Origin of the sequence: Kitasatospora sp. NPDC004799 (genome assembly GCF_040609095.1) — a bacterium.
GTDB lineage: Bacteria > Actinomycetota > Actinomycetes > Streptomycetales > Streptomycetaceae > Kitasatospora.
The window spans coordinates 1-7,818 of the sequence record NZ_JBEXJK010000384.1 but is presented as its reverse complement, the minus strand read 5'-3'; the positions used below and the strand labels follow the sequence as shown (position 1 = coordinate 7,818).

The 7,818-nt window shown below is 74.7% G+C and carries 6 protein-coding genes; 4 read left to right on the top strand and 2 right to left on the bottom strand.

Features of this window, described 5'->3' with window-relative positions; genetic code table 11:
- Nucleotides 1–67 precede the first annotated feature (67 nt).
- Both ABZW03_RS32990 and rsmH read right to left on the bottom strand, forming a co-directional pair.
- Entirely contained in the window at nucleotides 68–595 is a 528-nt protein-coding gene (locus ABZW03_RS32990) for a hypothetical protein (protein WP_355266593.1), read from the bottom strand.
- A 156-nt stretch (nucleotides 596–751) separates the two neighbouring features.
- On the bottom strand, nucleotides 752–1,726 hold the full coding sequence (gene rsmH / locus ABZW03_RS32985; protein WP_355266590.1) for a 16S rRNA (cytosine(1402)-N(4))-methyltransferase RsmH: 975 nt from the start codon (nucleotides 1,724–1,726) through the stop codon (nucleotides 752–754).
- Nucleotides 1,727–2,263: 537 nt separating this feature from the next.
- Here rsmH and ABZW03_RS32980 point away from each other — a divergent pair.
- From ABZW03_RS32980 to ABZW03_RS32965, 4 genes are all read left to right on the top strand, one after another.
- Nucleotides 2,264–2,806 (top strand): carbonic anhydrase, encoded by a 543-nt coding sequence (locus ABZW03_RS32980; protein ID WP_355266587.1) that lies wholly within the window; start codon nucleotides 2,264–2,266, stop codon nucleotides 2,804–2,806.
- 391 nt (nucleotides 2,807–3,197) lie between these two features.
- Complete coding sequence (locus ABZW03_RS32975; RefSeq protein ID WP_355266595.1) at nucleotides 3,198–4,112, top strand: MoxR family ATPase; 915 nt, start codon at nucleotides 3,198–3,200, stop codon at nucleotides 4,110–4,112.
- A 1-nt stretch (nucleotide 4,113) separates the two neighbouring features.
- Nucleotides 4,114–5,433, top strand: coding sequence for a DUF58 domain-containing protein (locus tag ABZW03_RS32970; RefSeq protein WP_355266584.1), 1,320 nt, complete (start codon nucleotides 4,114–4,116; stop codon nucleotides 5,431–5,433).
- The coding region (locus ABZW03_RS32965; RefSeq protein WP_355266581.1) for a DUF3488 and transglutaminase-like domain-containing protein at nucleotides 5,430–7,818 on the top strand (2,389 nt) is incomplete at its 3' end. The genes ABZW03_RS32970 and ABZW03_RS32965, both read left to right, overlap by 4 nt.

Here is a 7,818-nt window from a genome sequence, read left to right as displayed (position 1 = left end):
GGCACCGGACGGCGGCCGTTGCCGGAGCCGCCGGAGCTGCCGGACCCACCCGGCTGACGTGGCGTGGTCACCGGCCGGCACCCCCGCTCGGCTTGGCGGTCGCGGCGGGCGAGACCGGGTTGAGCTGGATCACCGAGTCACCGGCGGACGCCGCCGGGGTCGGCACCGGCGGCGGGGCGGCCGGCGAGGGGGCACCGCTCGGCTGCGGCGCGGCCGGCGACGGCCCGGCGGCGGGCTGGGCCGCACCGGGCTGGGTGGCACCGGGCTGGGCCTTGGTCGGCCACGGCTCGGCCGTGGAGCGCTTGACCGGCGGGCTGTCCTGCGCCGGGCCCGGGGTGCCGACCACCTTGCCGCCGTTCGGGACGTCCAGGAAGGCCATCCCGCCGGCCGGGACCATGCCCAGCTCGGCGGCGCGCCTGGCCAGCGCGTCCGGGGCCGAGCTCTGGTCGATCTCGTGCTGGAGGCTCTGCTGCTCGTCGGTCGCCACGGTGGTCTGCTTCTGCAGCCGGGACAGCTCGAAGGAGCCCTCGTTGAGCGCGGTGTTCAGCGCGAGCAGGCCGAGCAGCCCGGCCGCCAGCAGCACCACGACGAGCACCGCGAACGGCGTGCGCCCCCGTACCGGACGCCTGCCCGGCCGGACCGTGATCCGCGCCCTGCCCTGCCCGGGGAGTCCTCCCCGCCCCGCCCGGACCTCACCGGCCACCGGCCCCACTGCTCTCCTCCGCCCTTCGGACCCCGCCGGGGCCGTTCGTCAGCCCCGCTTGCTACGGTCCCTGATCCTCTCCGCCACCCGCAGACGTACGGGCGCGGCGCGCCGGTTCTCCTCGATCTCCTCCTCGGTGGCCAGCTCGGCACCGCGGGTGATCAGTTTGAGCCAGGGCTGGTGCTCCTCCGGGATGAACGGCAGCCCCGGCGGGGCGGTGCTGGTGGCACCGGCGGCGAAGTACTGCTTGACCAGCCGGTCCTCCAGCGACTGGTAGGACATCACCGCGATCCGGCCGCCGACCGCGAGGACGTCCAGCGCCCCCGGGATCGCCCGGTCCAGGACCTCCAGCTCGCCGTTGACCTCGATCCGCAGCGCCTGGAACGTCCGCTTGGCCGGGTTCCCGCCGGTCCGACGGGTCGCCGCCGGAATGGCGTTCCGCACCAACTCGACCAGACGCGCGCTGGTGGTGAACGGTTCCTTCTCCCGCTCCCGCAGGATCACCGAGGCGATCTTCCCGGCGAACCGCTCCTCGCCGTACACCTTGAGGATCCGGGCGAGGTCGCCGTGGCTGTAGGTGTTCAGCACCTCCGCCGCGCTGATCCCCCGGGTCTGGTCCATCCGCATGTCCAGCGGCGCGTCCTGGGCGTACGCGAAGCCGCGCTCCGCCTCGTCCAGCTGCATCGAGGAGACGCCGAGGTCGAACAGGATGCCGTCCACCTCGTCGATGCCCAGGCGCTCCAGCACCTCGGGGATCTCGTCGTAGACGGCGTGCACCAGGGTGGCCCGGTCGCCGAACGGGGCCAGCCGCTCGCCGGAGAGCTTCAGCGCGGCGGGGTCGCGGTCCACCGCGACCAGCCGGACGTCCGGGAACTGGGTCAGCAGTGCCTCGCTGTGCCCGCCGAGGCCGAGGGTGGCGTCCACCACGACGGCGCCGGGCCGCGAGATCGCCGGGGCCAGCGCGTCCATGCACCGCTGGAGCATCACCGGAACGTGCTTGGGGCCCGGTTCGTTGGTGGTCATGCGCGGTGGCGCCCTTCCTCGGTGCGGAGCAGCCCGACGTCCGGGAGCTGCGACCATTCTCGCCCACCGTGCCCCGGCACGACGAAGCGGCCCGTGGTCCCCGCCCGCTCGAGGGGAAGGTCGTGACCGCCCGGCGCCGGGGAAGGTGCGCCAGGTGGGCACGGAGCGGGTGGAGGCCACGGACCGCGTCGACCGGGCCGCACCGGCCGGGAAGGGCCCGTTGACGGGCCCCGGCGGGTGTGCTCCACTGCGCCACGAACTCTATCGCGCGGGCCCTGCCAGTCAATGGTCCGCTCCGGCGCACCACCCGGGCGGCGGTACGGATCACCGCAGGTCGCGGCCGTCGGCGCGGTCCGGCGACGGTACGGATCGGGGGCCTTCGGCGGCGGGCGCGCGCCCCCTCCCCGCCCCGCGTGCGGGCCATCCGGGAGCAGCCCGGACAAACCCTCCTGTTGTGGCTATGCACTCGATCACAACACTCTGTTCTGTAGCTCCTCGCCCCACCGCGCGGGCCCGATCCCCACTAACGTCGCCACCATGACAGTGACACCCGACCGGCCCTCGCCGAACGCCGCTGCCGACCCCGCCAGACCCACCGTCATCGACCGCTTCGTCACGGCCAACCGCACCTACGCGGTGACCTTCCAGGACGGCGGCATGGACGCCCGCCCGGTGCAGCGGATCGCCGTGGTGGCCTGCATGGACGCCCGCCTGGACCTGTTCGCGGCGCTCGGCCTCGAACTCGGCGACGCCCACGTCATCCGCAACGCCGGCGGTGTCGTCACCGACGACACCATCCGGTCCCTGACCATCAGCCAGCGCGCCCTCGGCACCCGCTCGATCGCGCTGATCCACCACACCGGCTGCGGCCTGCTCGGGCTCACCGAGGACTTCCGCCGCGAGCTGGAGCTGGAGGTCGGCCAGCGCCCGCAGTGGGCGGTGGAGGCCTTCGTCGACCTGGACGGCGACGTCCGCCAGTCCATGCAGCGCGTCCGCACCTCTCCCTTCCTGCCGCACACCGACGACGTCCGCGGCTTCGTCTTCGACGTCCACACCGGCCTCCTGCGCGAGATCCGCTGAGTCCTCCTCCCGGCCCCAGCCCGGCCAACGCCGTCCGGGCATTCACGCGCCTCCTCATGGTGACTTCTGGCCACCGCACGGGGGAGAATGCGCCTGCCGGTCGGACCCCGAACCACCTGGGGCGGCCAGGCCGCAGGCCGCGCTTCCCGGCGCCGGGATCCTCCTTCGGAACCGCCCCCGGGACGGCCGCGTCAAGCATGGGGTGGGGTCCGGCCTCGGGACGGGGCGGGCACAGGGTGCCAGGGAGCGTAAACGGGTGACGAGTTACAACGATCAGGCCGGACTCGGCAGTCCTGCGGGGGGCGAGCAGCAGAGGGCGAACGGGTTCCGGCCGGTCGGACTCCCCGAGCTCGCCGCGGTCGTCGACCGGGTCCGCGCCAACGTCGAGAGCGTGATCGAGGGCAAGCCGGAGGCCGTCCGGATCGCCCTGACCGTCCTGCTCGCCGAGGGCCACCTGCTGCTGGAGGACGTGCCCGGCGTCGGCAAGACCATGCTGGCCAAGGCGCTCGCCCGCTCGCTCGACTGCACCGTGCGCCGCATCCAGTTCACGCCCGACCTGCTGCCCTCGGACGTCACCGGCACCAACATCTACGACCAGCAGCGGCACGACTTCGAGTTCCGCCCGGGCGCGATCTTCGCCCAGGTCGTGGTCGGCGACGAGATCAACCGCGCCTCGCCCAAGACCCAGTCGGCGCTGCTGGAGTCCATGGAGGAGCGCCAGGTCACCATCGACGGCACCAGCTACGAGCTGCCCTCGCCGTTCATGGTCGTGGCCACCCAGAACCCGGTCGAGATGGAGGGCACCTACCCGCTGCCGGAAGCCCAGCGCGACCGCTTCATGGCCCGGATCTCGATCGGCTACCCCAGCCCCGAGGCCGAGCTCGCGATGCTGGACGTGCACGGCGGCGCCAGCCCGCTGGAGGACCTCCAGCCGGTCGCGCACGCCTCCGACATCCTCAAGCTGATCGACCTGGTCCGCACCGTGCACATCGCCGACCCGGTCCGCCGCTACGCCGTCGACCTGGTCGGCGCCACCCGCACCAGCCCCGAGCTGCGCCTGGGCGCCTCGCCGCGCGCGACCCTGCACCTGGTCCGGGCCGCCCGTGCCGCCGCCGCGCTGGACGGCCGCGACTACGTGACCCCGGACGACATCCAGCGCCTCGCCGTCCCGGTCCTGGCGCACCGTCTGATGCCGACCGCCGAGACCCAGCTCAGCCGCCGCACCTCCGAGCACATCGTGGCCGACCTGGTCGCCCGGCTGCCGCTGCCGCGCCCGCAGGGCGGCCCGGCCGTCCGGAGGGGCTGAGGTGGCCCAGTCCGACTCGGCATCGGGACTGCGGGCCGGGTTCCGCGGTCTCACCACCCGGGGGCGGTCCTTCCTCGCCGCCGGGGTCACCGCGGTGGTCTGTTCCTACCTGCTCGACCAGGACGCCCTGCTGCGCGTCGGCGTCCTGCTCGCCGCGCTGCCGCTGGTCGCCGTGGTGGTGGTCGCCAACACCCGCTACCGGGTGGCCAGCGGACGCCGGCTCAGCCCGCGCCGGGCGATCGCCGGCCAGGAGGCCCGGGTCCACCTGCGGGTCGACAACGTCTCCCGGGTGCCCACCGGGGTGCTGCTGCTGGAGGACAAGGTCCCGTACGTGCTCGGGCCGCGCCCGCGCTTCGTGCTGGACCGGGTCGAGCCGCGCGGCCACCGCGAGGTCTCCTACCGGGTCCGCTCCGACCTGCGCGGCCGCTACCCGCTCGGGCCGCTCCAGCTGCGGCTGTCCGACCCGTTCGGGATGTGCGAGGTCACCCGCGCCTTCACCGCCTCCGACGTCCTCACCGTCGTCCCCCAGGTCCAGGCGCTCCCCGCGGTACGGCTCAGCGGCGAGTGGATCGGCCAGGGCGAGAGCCACAGCCGCACCCTGGCGCTGGCCGGCGACGACGACGTGATCCTGCGCGAGTACCGGCCCGGCGACGACCTGCGCCGGGTGCACTGGCGCTCCACCGCCAAGTACGGCGAGCTGATGGTGCGCCGCGAGGAGCAGCCCCAGCAGGCCCGGGCCACCGTCCTGCTGGACACCCGGGAGATCGCCCACCGGGGCAGCGGCCCCGCCTCCTCCTTCGAGTGGGCGGTCAGCTGCGCCGCCTCCGTCACCGTGCACCTGCTGGAGCGCGGCTACCAGACCCGGCTGCTCACCGACGCCGGGCAGTCGGTGCCCGGGCCGGGCACGGGCGGCCACAGCACCGCCGACGCCTCCGGGCTGATCCTGGACGCCCTCGCCGTCGCCGACCTGTCCGACGGCGGCACCCTCTCCCGCGCCGAGGACCCGCTGCGCACCGGCGGCGAGGGCCTGCTGGTCGCCGTCCTCGGCGAGCTGGACGACGCCCAGGCCACCCGGCTGGGCCGGCTGCGCAGCCGGGCCGGCGGGGCGATCGCCTTCCTGCTGGACACCGGCACCTGGGCCGGCCTGCGGATGCTCGCCCCGGACACCGGCGGCGACGACTTCCGGGCCCGGGTCCGGCAGCTGCGCGAGTCCGGCTGGACGGTGGTCCCGGTGCGCGCCGGGGACTCCGTACCGGACCTGTGGCGGGCCGCCGACGGCAGCAGGACGACCGCCCCCTACCGAGAAGAGGCCGGCGCGTGACCACCCGGGCCAAACTGACCGCGTACTCGGCGCTGGCCACCGCCCTCGCCGCGCTGTGCATGATGCCGCTGCTCACCACCCGCGGCTGGCTCACCCAGGCCGCCCTGGTGATCGCCGTGATCGCCGCGGTCGGCGCGGGCCTGCGCCGCTCCCCGCTGTACCGCTGGACGGTGCCGGTCGTGCAGCTGCTGGCGCTGTTCCTGCTGATGCTGCTCGGCTTCGCCGGCGCCGGCGGGGTGCTGCCCGGACCGGCCACGATGCGGGTCCTGGACGAGGTCTTCACCTCCGGCCTGGACGACATACAGCAGTACGCCATCCCGGCTCCGCCCACCGCCGGACTGCGGCTGATCCTGGTCTCGGCGATCGGTCTGATCGCCGTCGCGGTGGACACCGTCGCGGTGACCTACCGGCGCTCGGCGCTGGCCGGGCTGCCGCTGCTGGCGCTGTACTCGGTCGGCAACGGCCTGGCCGGGGAGCACGGCAGCTGGGTCTGGTTCGCCACCGCGGCGGCCGGCTACCTGCTGCTGCTGTTCGCCGAGGGCCAGGACCGGGTCTCCCGCTGGGGCCGGGTGTTCTACGGCGGCGCCCGCGGCTCCGTGGAGTCCGGCCGGGTCAGCCCGGGCGGCCGACAGGTCGGCGTGCTGGCCCTGGCGGTGGCGCTGCTGCTGCCGGTGGTCCTGCCGCAGTGGAGCTTCGGGCTGCTGCAGTCCGACTCCGGCGAATCGAAGGGCAAGGGCTCCGGCGGGAGCGTGGCGACCAGCCTCGACCCGCTGGTCAGCCTGGAGGCCGCGATCTCCAAGCCGACCGACGCGGAGCTGCTCACCTATACCCTGGACACCCCGCTGGCCGACCAGGTCTACCTGCGGACCGGCTCGCTCGACCAGTTCGACGGCACCAACTGGAAGCTCGGCAGCACCACGGTCAGCGACCTCCCGGTGACGATGCCCAACCCCGAGGGCCTGCGCAACGCCCAGGTCCCGCGGATCGAGGGCGACTTCACGATCGGCGACAAACTGGAGGCCAGCTGGCTGCCGATGCCCTACCCGGCCGCCTCCGTCCAGGTCCCCAACCGGGCCGACTGGAAGCTCGACCAGCTGACCCGGACCGTCCTGCCGGCCAACGACAAGGCGATCCGCGGCCTGCGGTACCACGTCAGCGCCCTGGACCTGCGGCCCACCGCCGACGAGCTGCGGCTCGCGGCCGCCGCGCCGTCGGACGTCAGTGAGCGCTACACCGCCGTCCCGGCCGACCTGCCCTCGCTGGTCGCCGAGAAGGCCAGGTCCGTCACCGCCCGCGCGCAGAACGACTACGACCGGGCGACGGCGCTGGTCAACTGGTTCACCGGGCCGGACTTCACGTACGACACCGCGGTCAGCGGCGGCACCGGCAGCAACGCCATCGCCGTCTTCCTGCGCGACCGCCGGGGCTTCTGCGTGCACTACGCCTCCACCATGGCGGCGATGGCTCGGGTGCTGAAGATCCCGGCCCGGGTGGCCGTGGGCTTCACCCCCGGCGACAACAAGGGCGGCAACGTCTACTCGGTGACCGGCCGGATGTACCACGCCTGGCCCGAGCTGTACTTCACGGGCTACGGCTGGCTGCGCTTCGAGCCGACCCCGAGCCGCGGCGTCCCGACCCGCTACACCGAGACGTCCAGCGCCCCGACCAGCGCGCCGACCCAGCAGGCGACCGCCGCCCCGCAGCCCTCCTCGGCCGCCCCGGCGCCGACCGCCGGCTCGGACTGCACGCCCAAGCAGCGCCAGCTGGGCGAGTGCGGCGCCCAGGACAAGGCCGTCGCCAAGGCCGCAGAGGAGTCCTGGCTGCTCTCCGGCCAGGTGCTCGGCACCCTGGCCGGGGTGCTCGCACTGCTCGCACTGCTGCTCGCGCCGATGGTCTGGCGCGCCGCCGTGCGCCGTCGCCGACTGGGCGGCGGCGGGCGGCGCGGGCCCGGCGGGGGCGGTCCGGCGGAGCTGACCGACACCCAGGTGCTGGCCGCCTGGGACGAGCTGGTCGACTCCGCCTGGGACCTCGGAATTCCCCCGGACGAGTCACGCACCCCGCGGTCGGCGGCCCGTCGGATCGCCGAGGAGGCGCGGCTGGACGAGGACTCGGCGGCGGCCACCGGCCGACTGGCGCTGGCCACCGAGCGGGTGCTCTACGCCCCGCCCGGCCGGCCCGCCCCGGCGCCGCTGGCCGCCGACGTCCGGACCGTGCGGCGCGGGCTGCGGGCGACCGCCGGCCGAGCCGGGCGGACCAGGGCGCTGCTGCTGCCGCCGTCCTCGGCGCAGCTGTGGTGGACGAGAAGGGTCACCGCATCGGTGCGCTGGAGTCCGTCTACGTCGAGACGGCCAGCGACGAGCCGTTCTTCGCCACCGTCGCGGTCGG

Excerpts from the sequence above, each read along its gene's own strand:
- rsmH (WP_355266590.1), bottom strand. The coding sequence starts at position 1,726 with ATGACCACCAACGAACCGGGCCCCAAGCACGTTCCGGTGATGCTCCAG.
- ABZW03_RS32980 (WP_355266587.1), top strand. The coding sequence starts at position 2,264 with ATGACAGTGACACCCGACCGGCCCTCGCCGAACGCCGCTGCCGACCCC.